This window comes from Vibrio sp. 2134-1, from assembly GCF_033339495.1.
This window is the reverse complement of record NZ_JAWOUS010000075.1, coordinates 1-1,590: the sequence shown is the minus strand read 5'-3', so window position 1 is coordinate 1,590 and position 1,590 is coordinate 1. Positions and strand designations below refer to the sequence as shown.

The 1,590-nt window shown below is 53.2% G+C and carries 1 rRNA gene; it reads left to right on the top strand.

Annotation, left to right across the window (positions count from 1 at the left end):
- Window positions 1-34 precede the first annotated feature (34 nt).
- Window positions 35-1,587, top strand: a 16S ribosomal RNA gene (locus R7R78_RS23920).
- The last annotated feature ends 3 nt before the right edge of the window (window positions 1,588-1,590 follow it).

Sequence of the window (1,590 nt, the reverse complement as noted above, 5' to 3'; positions counted from 1 at the left end):
AATGTTCAGTATTCATTGAGCCGAACAAAATCTTAAATTGAAGAGTTTGATCATGGCTCAGATTGAACGCTGGCGGCAGGCCTAACACATGCAAGTCGAGCGGAAACGAGTTATCTGAACCTTCGGGGAACGATAACGGCGTCGAGCGGCGGACGGGTGAGTAATGCCTAGGAAATTGCCCTGATGTGGGGGATAACCATTGGAAACGATGGCTAATACCGCATGATGCCTACGGGCCAAAGAGGGGGACCTTCGGGCCTCTCGCGTCAGGATATGCCTAGGTGGGATTAGCTAGTTGGTGAGGTAAGGGCTCACCAAGGCGACGATCCCTAGCTGGTCTGAGAGGATGATCAGCCACACTGGAACTGAGACACGGTCCAGACTCCTACGGGAGGCAGCAGTGGGGAATATTGCACAATGGGCGCAAGCCTGATGCAGCCATGCCGCGTGTGTGAAGAAGGCCTTCGGGTTGTAAAGCACTTTCAGTCGTGAGGAAGGTAGTGTAGTTAATAGCTGCATTATTTGACGTTAGCGACAGAAGAAGCACCGGCTAACTCCGTGCCAGCAGCCGCGGTAATACGGAGGGTGCGAGCGTTAATCGGAATTACTGGGCGTAAAGCGCATGCAGGTGGTTTGTTAAGTCAGATGTGAAAGCCCGGGGCTCAACCTCGGAATAGCATTTGAAACTGGCAGACTAGAGTACTGTAGAGGGGGGTAGAATTTCAGGTGTAGCGGTGAAATGCGTAGAGATCTGAAGGAATACCGGTGGCGAAGGCGGCCCCCTGGACAGATACTGACACTCAGATGCGAAAGCGTGGGGAGCAAACAGGATTAGATACCCTGGTAGTCCACGCCGTAAACGATGTCTACTTGGAGGTTGTGGCCTTGAGCCGTGGCTTTCGGAGCTAACGCGTTAAGTAGACCGCCTGGGGAGTACGGTCGCAAGATTAAAACTCAAATGAATTGACGGGGGCCCGCACAAGCGGTGGAGCATGTGGTTTAATTCGATGCAACGCGAAGAACCTTACCTACTCTTGACATCCAGAGAACTTTCCAGAGATGGATTGGTGCCTTCGGGAACTCTGAGACAGGTGCTGCATGGCTGTCGTCAGCTCGTGTTGTGAAATGTTGGGTTAAGTCCCGCAACGAGCGCAACCCTTATCCTTGTTTGCCAGCGAGTAATGTCGGGAACTCCAGGGAGACTGCCGGTGATAAACCGGAGGAAGGTGGGGACGACGTCAAGTCATCATGGCCCTTACGAGTAGGGCTACACACGTGCTACAATGGCGCATACAGAGGGCGGCCAACTTGCGAAAGTGAGCGAATCCCAAAAAGTGCGTCGTAGTCCGGATTGGAGTCTGCAACTCGACTCCATGAAGTCGGAATCGCTAGTAATCGTGGATCAGAATGCCACGGTGAATACGTTCCCGGGCCTTGTACACACCGCCCGTCACACCATGGGAGTGGGCTGCAAAAGAAGTAGGTAGTTTAACCTTCGGGGGGACGCTTACCACTTTGTGGTTCATGACTGGGGTGAAGTCGTAACAAGGTAGCGCTAGGGGAACCTGGCGCTGGATCACCTCCTTAAAC